Here is a 14,171-nt window from a genome sequence, read left to right as displayed (position 1 = left end):
GAGCCCGCCCGGGCGGCCGCCTGGCTCGCGCAGCGGGCAGCGGACAGCGACGCCCCAGAGGGCGAGCCCACGGCCGATCCCCCTAGCCTGGCTCGGGAGCCTGGACCATGAGCGACACCGACACCCCCACCACGGCACCGGAAACACCCTCCGGTTCACCCGTTTGTACAGGACCACCAGCGCCGATTCGCATCCCTGCAGCGTCGAGCGCCCTCTCCGATCAGGGGATGGCCGACAGCGGTGCTGAGACCGGGTCTGTTGACGGGGCTGATGCCTTTCCAGGGGAAGTGGAGATGACCCTGATGGAGCATCTCGACGAGCTGCGCAACCGCGTTCTGCGCAGCCTGCTGGCGGTGGCGATTGCGGCGGCGGGCTGCCTGGTGGTGGTGCGTCCGTTGGTCAGGTTGCTGGAGGTTCCGGCGCAGGGCATCCGCTTCCTGCAGCTGGCGCCGGGAGAGTTTCTGTTCGTCTCCCTGAAGGTGGCGGGCTACGCCGGCCTCAGCCTGGCCCTTCCCTATGTGCTCTACGAGATTCTCGGGTTCGTGCTGCCTGGCCTGACCCGGCGGGAACGGCAACTGGTGGCCCCGGCGGTGGCGGGATCGGCGGTCTTGTTCGTCGCCGGTCTCGCCTTTGCCTGGTGGGCCCTGGTGCCAGCCGCACTGCGCTTCCTGGTGAACTACGGCGCGGATGTGGTCGAGCCGCTCTGGTCGATCGAGCGCTATCTGGACTTTGTCCTGTTGCTGATGGTGGCCACAGCCCTGGCCTTCCAGTTGCCGGTGCTGCAGCTGCTGCTGGGCGCCCTCGGCCTGATCCGGGCCAAGGTGATGCTGGCGGGCTGGCGCTGGGTGCTGCTGGTCGCGGCCATTGCCGGAGCCGTGCTGACGCCGTCCACGGATCCGTTCACAATGCTGCTGCTCAGCGGCGCGATCACAGCCCTCTACCTGGTCGGTGTGGCCCTGGTGGCCCTGGCTGAGCGGGTGCGGCCTGCCGCTCCGGCTGCAACTGGCTGAGGCCACGGGCCAGTGCCTCTGGATCGATTCCTCTGACTGCTGCCACGTGCCGCTGCCGCTGCAGCAACGGCTCATCGCTCAGAGCAGGAATTCGCTGGCCCGTGCGGGCGGGAGTTCCAGGGCCAGATGCATCGCCTTGCCGAGGCGGGGGCGATCGCCGGTGCTGCTGAGCCAGCTGCGAACCTGCTCGGCCACTCCCATGCCGTTCAGGGCGCCCACCAGCTCCTCGATCCGATCGGCATACTCCTCGGCGCTGAGCGGAAACGACTGCTGCTCGAGATAGGCCCACATCACCTGCAGGTAGAGACGGCCGCGTCGCTGCACCAGTTGGAGGTCGTAGGAGGCTTGCCAGCGGCGCCGCAGAATCCCCACCACTTCCTCAACGGAGAGGGGGCCTTGGCGGCCGGCGGCGCCGGATTCGGACACAGGTGCAGCGCGAACTCCACGACAGCATGTTGCAGCCAGCCTGGCCTGGCCCCCCCGGTGGCGGACGTGCCGGGCTGGGCAAGGTTCATAATGGGCGCCACGTTGCCTCGGTCCCGACGACCGTCAGCCCCGCATGACCCAGATGCCTGCGAGCGATGTGCCCGGAATGGGTCGTCGGCAGTTCATGAACCTGCTCACCTTCGGTTCGCTCACCGGGGTGGCTCTCGGGGCTCTCTATCCGGTGGTGAACTATTTCATCCCTCCCCGGGCCGCTGGCAGTGGTGGCGGCACCACGGCCAAGGATGAGCTCGGCAACACCGTGACGGCCACGGGCTGGCTGGACACCCACAAGGAGGGAGATCGAAGCCTGGTGCAAGGCCTCAAGGGCGATCCCACCTATCTGATCGTTGAAGGTGCCGACGCGATCGGCAGCTACGGCATCAACGCGATCTGCACCCACCTCGGCTGCGTGGTGCCCTGGAACAGCGGCGCCAATAAGTTCATGTGCCCCTGCCACGGCAGCCAGTACGACGCCACCGGCAAGGTGGTGCGCGGTCCGGCGCCCCTGTCCCTGGCCCTGGCGAACGTGTCGGTCGAGAACGACACCGTGTTCCTCAGCCAGTGGACCGACACCGATTTCCGCACGGGTGAGAAGCCCTGGTGGGTCTGAGCCGCATCCCTTTCCTCTCCGCCCGTCCAGCCGCCCTCTCTCCCATGCGCCGCCTCGTTTCCCTTCTGCTCGGCTCTGTCCTGGCCTGCGGTGTGCTCATCAGCGCCGCAGCCCCCAGCTGGGCCTATCCCTTCTGGGCCCAGCAGAACTACGCCAGCCCCCGCGAAGCCACGGGCAAGCTGGTCTGTGCCAACTGCCATCTCGCCAAGAAGGCCACCCGGATTGAGGTGCCTCAGGCGGTGATGCCGGACACCGTCTTCAAGGCGGTGGTCGAGATCCCGTACGACACTGCAGTGCAGCAGGTCTCCGGTGATGGCAGCCCCGCCGGGCTCAACGTGGGTGCCGTGGTGATGCTGCCGGATGGTTTCACCCTGGCGCCTCAGGATCGTCTGACCGAGGAACTCAAGGAAGAAACGGCCGGCATTTACTACACCCAGTACAGCGACGACCAGCCCAACATCCTGCTGGTGGGTCCATTGCCTGGTGATCAGCATCAGGAGATCGTCTTCCCGATCCTCTCGCCCGATCCTGCTGCTGACAGCAGCATTCACTTCGGCAAGTATTCGATCCACGTGGGTGGCAATCGCGGTCGCGGCCAGGTCTATCCCACCGGTGAGAAGTCGAACAACACGGTCTATACGGCCTCCGTGGCTGGCCAGGTGAGCGCCATCACCCCGGCCGATGGTGGCGGCACTGTGGTGGAGATCACCACCGCCGATGGCACCACCGTGAGCGACACCGTGCCCGCCGGCCCCAGCCTGATCGTGGCGGTGGGTGATGCGGTCGAAGCCGGTGCCCCGATCTCCAACGACCCAAATGTGGGCGGCTTCGGTCAGATCGATACCGAGATCGTGCTGCAGGATCCCGTGCGCATCTATGGCCTGCTCGCCTTCTTCGCCTCAGTGGCCCTGGCCCAGATCATGCTGGTGCTGAAGAAGCGCCAGATTGAGAAGGTGCAGGCCGCCGAAGGCGTCTGATGCCCTTTGCCCTGTTCACGTCTCCTGGGCCCCTGGTCTTCCAGCTGGGCCCTTTTGCGCTGCGCTGGTATGGCCTGCTGATCGCCCTGGCGGTGCTGGTGGGCCTGCTGCTCTCCAGCCGGCTGGCCCGCAGACGCGGCATTGATCCCAGCCTCGTGGCCGACCTGCTGCCCCTGCTCGTGCTCGGGGCGGTGCTGGGGGCCCGCCTCTATTACGTGAGCCTGGAGTGGCGCCAGTTTCAGGACAACCCCCTGGAAGCCCTGGCGATCTGGCGTGGCGGCATCGCCATCCACGGTGCCCTGATCGGCGGTGTTCTCACCACGATCCTCTTCTGCCGCTGGCGGGCGCTGCCTTTCTGGAGCCTGCTCGATGTGCTGGTGCCTTCGGTGGCCCTGGGCCAGGCGATCGGACGCTGGGGCAACTTCTTCAATTCCGAAGCCTTCGGCCTGCCCACCGACCTTCCCTGGAAGCTCTACATCCCCCTGGCCCATCGTCCGGTGGAATTTCTGGAGCGCACCGGCTTTCATCCCACCTTTCTCTATGAATCCATCTGGAATCTGGGGGTCTGTGCGCTGCTGCTCCTGCTCTTCCGCAGCGGCAGCCGCGGTCGCATCGCCCTCCCGGCTGGCGCCCTGAGCTGCATCTACCTGATGGCCTACAGCAGCGGCCGCATCTGGATCGAAGGGCTGCGCCTCGATCCGCTCTGCCTGTTCTCTCAGCCCCCCTTCTGCAGCGGTGGTCTGCGCATGGCCCAGCTGATGAGCCTGCTGCTGATCGCTCTGGGCGGCCTCGGCCTCTGGTGGCTCTACGGTCGCCACAGATCCCTGCCCGATCCTTCCGGCGTGTCGTCCCAGCCATGAGTGAACATCCGGTGTGGATCGTCGGTGCCGGACCCGGTGCCCCTGATCTGCTCACCCTGCGGGCGGCCCGGCTGCTCGAGCAGGCCGACGTGCTGGTCTGGACCGATTCCCTGGTCAATCCCCAGATCGCGGCCCTGGCCCCCGCGACCTGCGAACGGATCCGGACCAGCACCCTCACGCTTGAAGAGGTGATGGAGGTGGTGCTCGATCGAGCCCGCCAGGGCCGACGGGTGGTTCGCCTCCACGATGGTGATCCCTGCCTCTATGGGGCCCTGGCCGAACAGATCTGTCGCCTCGCCGACGCCGACATCGGTGTGGAGGTGGTGCCTGGCCTCAGTGCCTACCAGGCCACTGCTTCGGCTCTTCAGAGCGAACTCACGATTCCGGGCCTGGTTCAGACGATCGTGCTCAGCCGCGCCGGTGGGCGCACGGGGGTGCCGGAGCGCGAGAGCCTGGAACGGCTCGCAGCACTGCGGGCCTCCCTCTGCCTTTATCTGAGTGCTCGCCATGTGGAGGAGGTGCAGGCGGAGCTGTTGCGCCACTATCCGGCCGACACCCCCGTGGCGATCGGCTATCGGGTGAGCTGGCCGGATCAGTGGCTCACGGTGGTGCCCCTGGAGCGCATGGCGGCCGTGAGCCGGGAGAAGGAGCTGATCCGCACCACCCTCTATGTGGTGAGTCCGGCCCTCAAGGCACCGGCCGAAGCGCGTTCGAAGCTCTATTCCGCCAGCCACAACCACCTGTTCCGCGGCGGCGCCTGAATCGTCAGCTGGCGATCGGCTGCTGGGGGGCGAGCTCGGCAACTCCTGCGGTGGCCTCGCCATACAACTCCTGGGCCAGTTGGTTGCGGACACAGCCGCAACCCAGCCGCGCCACGATCGCTTCGAGGTCGATGGCGGCATTGCCGAGGCAGCAGGTGCCACCCGGTGAGGGCGTCACGTTGAACACAAGCCCGGGGATCGGTTCGAGCCGCGCCTCACCGAGCATCAGGCGGCGCTCCTGCTTGTTGATCAGCTGGGGTCTGACGCCGCCATAGCCCTCGGCGAAGCTGAGATCCTGCAGCTGCATGCCCGGCACGATCTTGCGGGCATCGGCCAGGAACAGGCGCCGCCGCAGCCAGGGCACTTCGAAGAGCAGGTTCTTGAGGATGTAGTTGCGGATATCGGTGATCTTCAGCAGCTGCCAGAACACGGCCAGCACCGCCCAGTCGAGCCGCAGCACCTGCAGGAACTCCCAGAAGGAGGCGGGCTTGTAGCGCTCCAGCAGGGGCAGCAGCAGGGCCGTGGGGCCGAACCGGGTCTTGCCGGGTGCCCGCACGTCCGGGTCGCCGTGGATGGCGGCGAAGGGCAGTTTGTCGTTCTGCACGGTGTAGACCTTGCCGCGCAACAGATCCGGCGTGAAGTAAAAGCTGCCGGCCACCGGCAGACAGGAGTACTCGAGCCCGTAGCCCATGCGTTGCGCCATCAGCAGGCTGTGGGCCCCGGCATTCACCACCACATGCCGGGCCACGATCTCCTGCACCACCTCTGGATCCGCCACCTGGCGTGCCGATGCTGAGGCTGCTCCGGCCCCAGGCGTGACCCGCAGCCGAACCCGGAAGCCCTCCCCCTCCGGCTCGATCGCCTCCACCGTGGTGCCCAGGCGGAGATCGAGGCGGCGGTCGCTGCCGCTGACCGCCTGCTGAGCCTGCTGCACAAACGACTCGGAGAGCGCCTCGTAATCCACCGCCGTGTAGGTGCGGCGAATGCCGATCGCCCCCAGGGGCTCAGGCCTGAGCTGGCCGTTCACCCGGGCCACCTGGGGCTCCCATTCAGCGATCTGCTCCTTCTCCAGCCATTCCATGGCCGGGAAATGGGGCGCAAAACGCTCGAACCGCTCCCTCAGAAAAGAGCATTCCTGCTCCCCCACGCCAAGCACCATCTTCGGGGTGCGGAAGACGCAGCGCTCGCGCGTGGCCGGATCCAGCAGGTCGGCGTAGTGAACGATCATCTCGGCCGTGCGCTTCACCCGCACAGCCTTCTCGAGGGTGTAGTTGGTCTCGATGTCACCGCAGTGGATGGTCTGGCTGTTGTTGGTGGCGCGCGAATTCACCTGGGCCAGGCGGCCATAGCGTTCCACCAGGGTCACGTGGTTGAGATCGGTGTAGCGGGCCAGCTCGAACAGCAGCGCCGTGCCGCACACACCACCGCCCACGATCAGCACATCCGTGTGCGCTGCCCCCTGCTGACCCGTTCCCACCATTGCTGCCGGTTGTTCGATCAGTGCCTGGCCTCCATGGTCGCCGATCACCACGCAGGGGTGGGGCTTGCCCGGAACCGAAGCCTGGACGGGTTGTTCGGCCGCCGTGGCAGGACGGGTGATGGTTTAAGCTCCGTTCAAGGCAGCGGTTTCCGCAGCCGCCGGGATGATGGACCATCATTCGGTTGGCCTGAGTTCAGACTCAGAACCAGACAAAAAGGGCGATTAGCACAGCGGTAGCGCACTTCCTTCACACGGAAGGGGTCACTGGTTCGAATCCAGTATCGCCCATTTTATGGATTCACTCAGCATCCCTTGGCTGGTTGATTTCAGAATCAGCTGGCAGGTTTTCATGTCATTGGGCGACACTTTTTCAGTCCATTGTGCGGCACTTTCTCCGGCCGGGCGATCAGCAGATTCTGGGTAGCAGTTCTCCGCTCAGCGGTCTGAGCACGCGGCTGCTGCCGTAGGCGGTACGCAGCAGCACGGGGGCCTCCCCCCGCTCGGGCAGTACCGAGCCGATCCAGCCGCCGCCCCAGGTCTCCAGCAGGGGGGCCACCCGATCAATGCTCTCCGCAGGCACCACGGCCAGGAAGCGTCCCTCATTGGCCAGGTGCAGGGGCTCGAAGCCCAGCAGGTCGCAGCAGCGGGCCACCGGCTCGATCACCGGGAGCTGCTCCTCCTCGATCTGCAGCGTCAGCCCGGCCGCCAGCGCCAGCTCCTGCAGGGCGCTGGCCAGACCACCGCGAGTGAGATCCCGCAGGCAGTGGATCCCCACACCCCGCTGCAGCAGCTGCTGCACCAACGGCCAGAGGGGAGCGCAGTCGCTCAGCACCGGAGGATCGAGCTGCAGCCCATGGCGGGCGGCGAGGATCGCCACCCCGTGCCGGCCCAGATCCCCACTGACCAGCAGCTGATCCCCGGCGGCAATCCGGGAGGGATGGATTGCCTGCGGCGCCTCCACCACGCCGATGCCGCTGGTGTTGATGAACAGGCCGTCCGCCTTACCCCGCTCCACCACCTTGGTGTCGCCGGTCACGATCGTGAGGCCGCAGGCACGGGAGGCGGCCACCATCGAGCCCACGACACGCCGCAACAGGCTGAGTGGCAGCCCCTCTTCGAGAATCAATGCCACGCTCAGGTGCAGCGGACGGGCCCCGGCCATGGCGAGGTCGTTGGCGGTGCCGGTGATCGCCAGGGAGCCGATGTCGCCGCCGGGAAACTCCAGCGGCTGCACCACGTAGCTGTCGGTGGTGAAGGCGAGCTGCCCCGGGGGAAGGGTCAGGCTGGCGGCGTCGTGCAGCAGCTGCTGCGGATCGGCGTAGAGGCGCCGCAGCTCCTGGTCGATCAGCTGCTGCATCAGGGTGCCGCCACCCCCATGGGCCAGCCGGATCCGGGCGTTCTCCTCCATCCGGCTCAGTTGGGGCGGTAGCGGTGGTAGGCGGCGCAGGCCCCTTCACTCGACACCATCGGGGCACCCAGGGGATGTTCCGGGGTGCAGCTGCTGCCGAAGGCGGGGCAGTCGCAGGGGCGCCGCACCCCGCGCAGGATCTGGCCGGCGATGCAGACCGACGGGTGCTGCGGCTCCTGAGACTCCTTCGGCTGCTGCGCCGCCGCAGGCTGGGGCTGCTCGAGCAACTGCGGCCGGTGAAGCCCCACCTCCAGGGCGGCATAGGCCGGGCGCAGGGCCAGGCCGCCGGCCGGGATCACCCCCAGGCCGCGCCAGGGCTGATCCACCACCTCAAACACCGCCTCGATCAGCTGCTGGGCCTCGGGATTGCCCCCTTCCTGCACCACTCGCCCGTAGGCGTTGGCCACGGCGCTCTCGCCGGCCTCCAGCAGCTGGACGCAGCGCAGGATGCCGGCCATCAGCTCCACGGGTTCGAAGCCGCTGATCACCACCGGCACCCCCTGCCGCTGCACCAGCCCCTGCAGCTCCGCCGTGCCCATCACCGCCCCCACGTGGCCCGCCGCCAGAAAGCCCTGCACCTGGTTGTCGGGTCCGCTCAGGATCGCCTCCATGGCCGGAACCACACGCACATGGGCCGGCAGCAGGGCCAGATTGGCCAGCTTCAGGGCCGTGGCCTGGCGCGCCAGCAGGGCCGTGGCCGGGGCGGTGGTCTCGAACCCCACCGCCAGGAACACCACCAGTCGATCGGGATGGGACTGGGCCAGAGCGATGGCCTGCAGGGGGCTGGTGAGCAGGCGCACGTCACCGCCGGCGGCCCGCACACCCAGCAGATCATCACCACTGCGGCTGCCGGGAACGCGCAGCATGTCTCCGTAGGAGCAGAGGATCACCTCCGGCTGGCGCGCCAGATCCAGGGCTGCATCCAGGGTGGCCGCGGGGGTGACACAGACCGGGCAGCCCGGACCGTGGATCAGGCGGATCCCTTCGGGCAGCAACTGATCCAGGCCCCAGCGCACGATGGCGTGGGTCTGGCCGCCGCACACTTCCATCAGGGTCCAGGGCCGGGTCGCGGTGGCCGCCAGTTGCGCGGCCAGGCGCTCCACCGCAGCCGCGGAGCGGGCGTACCGCCTGTCGGCTGCCGGAACGGTCGTGCTCACCAGGGCCCCGGTGCCGCAGCGGCCGCGGCCGGGCGGAAGGTCTGCACCGCCAGCATGTAGTGAGCTCGCTCGAATTCGCTGGGGTTGGGGCAACGGCTCTGGCTCATGCAACCGATCAGCTCGCGCACGGAGCCATGGTCGTGCTCCGCCAGCCACTGGCGCAGCTCCTCCTCCAACCCGGACAGGCGCTGGGGGCCATGGCGCAGCAGCGCCCCCACCACCTGGGTGACGCAGGCGCCCGCCATCAGCAGGCGCACCGCATCGGTGCCGCGGTGTACCCCGCCGCTGCCGGCCAGATCGAGCGGTTCATGGCCGTGCAGCAGGGCGATCCAGCGCATCGGCAGGCGGAGATCGTGGGGGGTGGAGAGCAGCAGGTTGGGGCGCACCTCCAGGGTCTCGATGTCGATGTCGGGCTGATAGAAGCGGTTGAACAGCACCAGGCCATCGGCGCCGGCCTCGCGCAGGCGCCGCACCATCGCGGCCAGATTGGTGAAGAAGGGGCTCAGCTTCACGGCCAGCGGCAGGCCCACCTCGGCGCGCACTTCCCGCACGATTTCCTCCACTTCGGCTTCGATGGCGGCGCTGGAGAGGAGCGGATCGGTGGGCAGGGCATAGATGTTCAGCTCGATCGCCGCCGCCCCCGCCGCCTCCATCCGCCGGGCGGTCTCCACCCAGCGGCCGGGGTGGGTGCCATTGAGGCTGGCGATCACCGGAATCGACAGATGCTGACGGGCCCAGTCGAGATGACGCAGATAGAGAGCATCACCGTCATGGCTGATCGCCGCTTCCGGCACATAGCTCAGTGCTTCGCCGTAGCTGTCGCTGCCCAGCAGCAGGTGGCGGTGCAGATCGAGCTGCTGCTGTTCGATCTCCTCCTGGAAGAGGGAGTGCAACACGATCGCGCCGGCTCCGGCCCGTTCCAGGGCCAGCAACACGTCCGGATCTTCGCTGAGGGGGCGGGCCGCCCCCACCACCAGGGGGCTGCGCAGCTCCAGGCCGAGATAGGTGGTGGACAGGTCGGGGCTCATGGCTGCACCTCCGGCTCAGTTGTGGCCACGCCGGCCAGGCTTCGATAGAGCTCCCAGCGCTGATCGACATGGGCCTGGGCCTGCCGTGCCAGTTGCCGTGCCCGCTCCGGCTGGCTGTAGCTGAGCATGCGGAAGCGGTTTTCAGAGGCCATCACCTCAGCCAGGGGCCGCCGGGGGCTGGGGCTGTCGAGCTGAAGGGGCGTCTCACCCCGCTCGCTGCGGCGGGGGTCGTAGCGGTAAAGCAGCCAGCGCCCCGCCTCCACCAAGGCCCGCTGGTGGGCCATGCCCTGGGCCATGTCGATGCCGTGGGCGATGCAGTGGGAATAGGCGATCAGCAGTGAGGGACCGGGATAGCTCTCGGCCTCGAGGAAGGCCCGGATCGTGTGCTCATCGCGGGCCCCCATCGCCACGCTGGCCACGTAGACGTTGCCGTAGGTCATCGCCATCAGGCCCAGATCCTTCTTGGGGGAGGCCTTGCCACCGGCGGCGAACTTGGCCACCGCACCGGTGGGGGTGGCCTTCGACATCTGCCCACCGGTGTTGGAGTACACCTCCGTGTCCAGCACGAGCACGTTCACATCCCGGCCGCTGGCCAGCACGTGATCCAGACCGCCGAAGCCGATGTCGTAGGCCCAGCCGTCGCCCCCCACCAGCCAGACGCTGCGCTTCACCAGGGCATCGGCCAGATCGAGCAGGCGACGGGCGCGCTCTTCATCGGGGAGGCGCTCGAGGCGGTGCTGCAGATGCCGCCGCAACTCCTGTACCCGTTGGCGCTGGGCCTCGATGCCGGCCTCGTCGCTCTGGTCGGCCTCGCGCAGGGATTCGGCCAGCGCTGGTGGCACCTGCCCCTCCAGGAGGTCCAGGGCCATGCGGCGTTGCTGGTCGATCGCCACCCGTATGCCGAAGCCGAATTCGGCGTTGTCTTCGAACAGGGAGTTGCTCCAGGCCGGACCACGCCCGGCGGCATTGGCGCTCCAGGGGGTCGTGGGCAGGTTGCCGCCATAGATCGAGGAGCAGCCCGTGGCGTTGGCCACCACCATGCGATCGCCGAACAGCTGGGTGGCGAGCTTGAGGTAGGGGGTCTCGCCGCAGCCGGCGCAGGCCCCGGAGAATTCGAACAGGGGCTGCTGCAGCTGCTGCTGGCCGATCTTGTGGAGGTTGAGCCCCTGCCGCGGCACCTCGGGCAGGGAGAGGAAGAAGTCCCAGTGCTGGCGCGCCTGCTGCCGCAGGGGCCGCTGCGGCGCCATGTTGATCGCCTTGCGCCTGGGCTCGCTGCGGTCGCGAGCCGGGCACACCGCCACGCAGAGGGCGCAGCCGGTGCAGTCTTCCGCGCCCACCTGGATCGTGAAGGCCTGCTCAGCGAAGGCATGGTCGCGGGCCGGGGCCTGGCGGAAGCCTGCCGGAGCCGCGGCCAGGGCCTCGGGCACCACCACCTTGGCGCGGATCACCGCATGGGGACACACCATCACGCACTTGCCGCACTGCACACAGAGATCGCTCTCCCAGACCGGCACCTCGGCGGCGATGTTGCGCTTCTCCCAGCGGGCCGTGCCCACGGGCCAGGTGCCGTCGCAGGGGAGGGCGCTCACGGGCAGGGTGTCCCCCTGGCGCTCCAGCATCGGCGCGATCACCTGCCGCACGAATTCGGGAGCTGCAGCGAGGCGCTCCACCAGGGACGGGGTGTCCGCCATGGCCTGGCCCGACGCCCCGACGGCTAGAGCGGCGTCAGGTTGCGCATCACTGGCTTCGGCGTCAAAGCCTTGCCAGTCGAGCGGCAGCAGGTGATCGAGCGCCGCGTCCAGGGCGCGCAGGTTCATCGCCACCACCGCCTCCCCCTTGCGGCCATAGGACTTGTGGATGGCGGCGCGGATCCGTTCGATCGCGGCCTCCCTGGGCAGCACTCCGCTCAGGGCGAAGAAGCAGGCCTGCATCACGGTGTTGATGTGGCCGCCCATGCCCGCCTCCTGCGCCACCCGATCGGCTGCGATCACCCAGACCCGCAACCCCTGCCGCCGGATCGGCCGCCGCAGGGAGTCCGGCAGGCGCCGCCAGGTCTCCTGCGGATCGAACGGACTGTTCAGCAGGACGGTGCCGCCGGCCTCGATGCCCTCCAGCAGGGCGAAGCGACCGACGAAATCCCACTGGTGACAGGCCACCAGGGTGGGGCGCTGGATCAGGTAGGTGGAGCGGATCGGCCGCGGCCCGAAGCGCAGGTGCGAGACCGTGACGGAGCCGGATTTCTTGGAGTCGTAGACGAAATAGCCCTGGGCGAAGAGGTCGGTGCTCTCGCCGATGATCTTGATCGTGCTCTTGTTGGCGCCCACCGTTCCATCGGAGCCGAGGCCGTAGAACACGGCCCGCACCTCCCGGCTCGCTGTGCCGCGATCAGCTGTCTCGCTGCTGGCCCTGTCGCTGGTGCCTTCGCAGACGAACTCCGGATCGATCGGCAGGGATCGGTGAGTCAGGTCATCGGTGATGCCCACCGTGAAATGGTTCAGGACAGCTGCGGTTCGATCAACGGTGGTTGGATCAACGGGCGGCGCAGCCGCTCCCCCGGCCGCAGAGACGCCTGGAGTGGTCGCCAGCCCTGTGCCTCCTGGCAGCAACCGGGCCAGATGGTCGACCACGGCCTTCACCATCGCTGGGGTGAACTCCTTGGAGGAGAGCCCGTAGCGACCGCCCAGCACCCGTGGCGGCGGCCGATCAGGATGGAGCAGCGGCCAGGCTTCGGCCAGGGCGGCCAGCACATCGAGGTAGAGCGGCTCGCCGCTGGCGCCGGGATCCTTGCAGCGATCCAGCACCGCCACGGCCTTCACCGTGGCCGGCAGCGCGGCCACGAAGGTGTCCGCCGCGAAGGGTCGGAACAGGCGCACCTTGACCAGCCCCACCCCGCCGGCCGCAGGGTCTGAGCGGTTGAGCCACTCCAGCGTTTCGTGGGCCGTTTCGCAGCCCGATCCCATCAGCACCAGGACGCGCTTCGCATCGGCAGGCCCCACATACTCAAAGGGCACGTAGCGGCGCCCACTGAGGGCCGCGAACCGGTCCATCGCCTCGGTCACCAGCTGCGGGGCGTCGTCGTAGAAGCGGTTCACCGATTCGCGTGCCTGGAAATACACGTCCGGGTTCTGGCTGGTGCCGCGGAGCACCGGATGGTCTGGGCTGAGAGCCCGGGCCCGGTGCTCGGCGATGGCGTCGTCGGGAATCAGCTGCCGCAGCAGGGCATCGTCGATCGGGGCGATCTTCTGAATCTCATGGGAGGTGCGGAAGCCGTCGAACACATGCAGGAACGGCAGGCGGCTGCGCAGGCTGGCGCGGGCGGCGATGGCGGCGAAGTCGCCGGCTTCCTGCACCGAGGCGGAGCAGAGGATGGCGCAGCCGCTGCCGCGGGTGGCCATCACATCGCTGTGGTCGCCGAAGATCGACAGGCCCTGGGCCGCCAGGGAGCGGGCGGCAACGTGCAGCACCACCGGCGTCAGCTCCCCCGCCAGCTTGTAGAGGTTGGGGATCATCAGCAACAGCCCCTGCGACGCCGTGAACGTGGTGGTGAGCGCGCCGGCCTGCAGGGCCCCATGCACCGCCCCGGCCGCTCCCGCCTCGCTCTGCAGTTCCACCACCGTGGGCACCGCACCCCAGAGGTTGGGACGCTTCTCATTCGCCCAGGTGTCGGCCCATTCGCCCATCGGTGAGGCCGGCGTGATCGGATAAATGGCGATCACCTCGTTGAGCCGGTAGGCCACCCGTGCCACCGCCTCGTTGCCATCCACGGTGATCCTGGTGGCGACTGGGGTCTGGGTCATGGCTCCTCGTCCTCCGCAACGATGCTCAGGGCCAGCCCCACATGCACCAGCACCTGATCGCCGACCCGGGCCTGGGGCAGGCAGGCCAGGCTCACGGCCTGACGCACCCCGCCGAAATCCACCTCCGCCACCCGCCAGAGCGGATCGCCGCCGCGGGAGAGATCAGGGGGCGCCGCCGGCTCCACCGCAGGCGGCTGGTGGGTGATCGAGAGGATGCGACCAGGCAGGGCCAGGCACATGGGCGTTCTGCACGCGGTGGGGCGGCTTCGATTCCGTTGTAGCCATGGCGCAGGAAAGGGCCCAGAGCTGACCCAGAGCCAGGCCACCGTCGTTGCTGGGCAGGAGTTCTGCGCTGAAGGGCTCCAGGCCTGCGGCCCGCAGGCCGGTGCGGCACCCCTCCAGCAGCAGGCGGTTCTGGAAGCATCCACCCGCCAGCACGACCCGCTGGCAGCCCCAGCCGGGTGCGGCCGCCTCCGCCATCGCCACCAACCCCGCGATCACGGCCCGATGGAATCGGGCGGCCTGGACGGCGCCTGCCCCAGGGCAGGCCTGGAGCGGCAGCTCCTTCAGCAGGGCCTCGAGCAGCGGCTGCCAGTC

Annotated in this window: 12 protein-coding genes, 1 tRNA gene and 1 pseudogene; 6 read left to right on the top strand and 8 right to left on the bottom strand. The window is 68.5% G+C overall.

Annotated features, from left to right (window positions below; genetic code table 11):
• Window positions 1-227: 227 nt before the first annotated feature.
• Window positions 228-1,010 (top strand): twin-arginine translocase subunit TatC, encoded by a 783-nt coding sequence (tatC, locus tag VB716_RS02325; protein ID WP_231598273.1) that lies wholly within the window; start codon window positions 228-230, stop codon window positions 1,008-1,010.
• A gap of 78 nt (window positions 1,011-1,088) precedes the next feature.
• Here the strand turns inward: tatC and VB716_RS02320 are convergent, their stop codons facing one another.
• Window positions 1,089-1,436, bottom strand: a complete 348-nt coding sequence (locus VB716_RS02320) for a DUF3067 family protein (protein ID WP_231597754.1) — start codon at window positions 1,434-1,436, stop codon at window positions 1,089-1,091.
• A gap of 133 nt (window positions 1,437-1,569) precedes the next feature.
• Here VB716_RS02320 and petC point away from each other — a divergent pair, with 133 nt between their 5' ends.
• The 4 genes from petC to cobM are packed head-to-tail and all read left to right on the top strand — an operon-like array spanning window position 1,570 to window position 4,704.
• The gene (gene petC, locus VB716_RS02315; protein WP_197153915.1) at window positions 1,570-2,106 is read left to right on the top strand and encodes a cytochrome b6-f complex iron-sulfur subunit; all 537 of its coding nucleotides are present in this window, start codon (window positions 1,570-1,572) and stop codon (window positions 2,104-2,106) included.
• 44 nt (window positions 2,107-2,150) lie between these two features.
• Window positions 2,151-3,083 (top strand): cytochrome f, encoded by a 933-nt coding sequence (petA, locus tag VB716_RS02310; RefSeq protein ID WP_322757470.1) that lies wholly within the window; start codon window positions 2,151-2,153, stop codon window positions 3,081-3,083.
• Window positions 3,084-3,094: 11 nt separating this feature from the next.
• Window positions 3,095-3,943: a prolipoprotein diacylglyceryl transferase gene (gene lgt / locus VB716_RS02305; RefSeq protein WP_197159134.1), complete on the top strand. Its 849-nt coding sequence runs from the start codon at window positions 3,095-3,097 to the stop codon at window positions 3,941-3,943.
• Complete coding sequence (gene cobM / locus VB716_RS02300) at window positions 3,940-4,704, top strand: precorrin-4 C(11)-methyltransferase (RefSeq protein ID WP_197153913.1); 765 nt, start codon at window positions 3,940-3,942, stop codon at window positions 4,702-4,704. Before lgt ends, cobM begins: the two co-directional genes overlap by 4 nt.
• Before the next feature lie 4 nt (window positions 4,705-4,708).
• Here cobM and VB716_RS02295 read toward each other — a convergent pair whose 3' ends face one another.
• Window positions 4,709-6,232: an FAD-dependent oxidoreductase gene (locus tag VB716_RS02295; RefSeq protein ID WP_323269614.1), complete on the bottom strand. Its 1,524-nt coding sequence runs from the start codon at window positions 6,230-6,232 to the stop codon at window positions 4,709-4,711.
• A gap of 168 nt (window positions 6,233-6,400) precedes the next feature.
• Here VB716_RS02295 and VB716_RS02290 point away from each other — a divergent pair.
• Window positions 6,401-6,472, top strand: a tRNA-Val gene (locus VB716_RS02290).
• A 118-nt stretch (window positions 6,473-6,590) separates the two neighbouring features.
• On the opposite strand, the gene hypE is transcribed toward VB716_RS02290, so the two are convergent.
• From hypE to VB716_RS02260, 6 genes and pseudogenes are all read right to left on the bottom strand, one after another.
• Window positions 6,591-7,592: a hydrogenase expression/formation protein HypE gene (gene hypE / locus VB716_RS02285; RefSeq protein WP_323269613.1), complete on the bottom strand. Its 1,002-nt coding sequence runs from the start codon at window positions 7,590-7,592 to the stop codon at window positions 6,591-6,593.
• A 5-nt stretch (window positions 7,593-7,597) separates the two neighbouring features.
• Window positions 7,598-8,749, bottom strand: a complete 1,152-nt coding sequence (hypD, locus tag VB716_RS02280) for a hydrogenase formation protein HypD (RefSeq protein ID WP_322757472.1) — start codon at window positions 8,747-8,749, stop codon at window positions 7,598-7,600.
• Window positions 8,746-9,777, bottom strand: a complete 1,032-nt coding sequence (locus tag VB716_RS02275) for a dihydroorotate dehydrogenase-like protein (RefSeq protein ID WP_323269612.1) — start codon at window positions 9,775-9,777, stop codon at window positions 8,746-8,748. Before VB716_RS02275 ends, hypD begins: the two co-directional genes overlap by 4 nt.
• Entirely contained in the window at window positions 9,774-13,574 is a 3,801-nt protein-coding gene (gene nifJ, locus VB716_RS02270; RefSeq protein ID WP_323269611.1) for a pyruvate:ferredoxin (flavodoxin) oxidoreductase, read from the bottom strand. Before nifJ ends, VB716_RS02275 begins: the two co-directional genes overlap by 4 nt.
• Complete coding sequence (locus VB716_RS02265; RefSeq protein ID WP_416238071.1) at window positions 13,571-13,759, bottom strand: HypC/HybG/HupF family hydrogenase formation chaperone; 189 nt, start codon at window positions 13,757-13,759, stop codon at window positions 13,571-13,573. Before VB716_RS02265 ends, nifJ begins: the two co-directional genes overlap by 4 nt.
• A pseudogene (locus VB716_RS02260) lies at window positions 13,737-14,171 on the bottom strand (hypothetical protein); the annotation flags it as partial. The pseudogene VB716_RS02260 and the gene VB716_RS02265, both read right to left, overlap by 23 nt.

It is taken from the genome of Synechococcus sp. CCY9201, from assembly GCF_034931105.1.
Classification (GTDB): domain Bacteria; phylum Cyanobacteriota; class Cyanobacteriia; order PCC-6307; family Cyanobiaceae; genus CBW1002.
This window is presented reverse-complemented; position numbering and strand designations above follow the sequence as displayed.